General features: G+C 65.9%; 1 protein-coding gene. It reads left to right on the top strand.

What is annotated here, in order from left to right; translation table 11 throughout:
• On the top strand, positions 1-508 hold a 508-nt coding region (locus tag GTW58_RS14115; protein ID WP_168023662.1), incomplete at both ends, for a DeoD-type purine-nucleoside phosphorylase.

The raw sequence follows: 508 nt of genomic DNA, 5'->3' as shown, positions 1-508 counted from the left end.
GCTGCGCGCCAAGTTCATCGCGGAGACGTACCTGGAGGGGGCCGAGTGCTTCAACCAGGTGCGCGGGATGCTCGGCTTCACCGGCACCTACCGGGGCAAGGAGGTCTCCGTCATGGGGACCGGCATGGGCATGCCGTCCATGGGGATCTACAGCTGGGAACTCATCAATGTCTTCGGGGTGCAGACCCTGATCCGCGGGGGTCCCTGCGGGGCCCTGCAGGACCAGCTGAACCTGTACGACGTCGTCATGGCCCAGGGGGCCTCCACGGACTCGAACTACGCGAACCAGTACCAACTGCCGGGCACCATTGCCCCGTTGGCCTCGTATCAACTGCTGGAGCGGGCCAAGCGCGCCGCGGACGAACTCGGTGCCACCACGCACGTGGGTGGGGTGGTCTCGAGCGATGTCTTCTACAACGCCAATGACCAGGTCAACCAGCGCTGGGCGTCCATGGGCATGCTGGCGGTGGAGATGGAGGCTGCGGCGCTCTACTTGAACGCGGCAGCG

This window comes from Kocuria subflava (assembly GCF_012163155.1).
GTDB lineage: Bacteria > Actinomycetota > Actinomycetes > Actinomycetales > Micrococcaceae > Kocuria > Kocuria subflava.
This window is presented reverse-complemented; position numbering and strand designations above follow the sequence as displayed.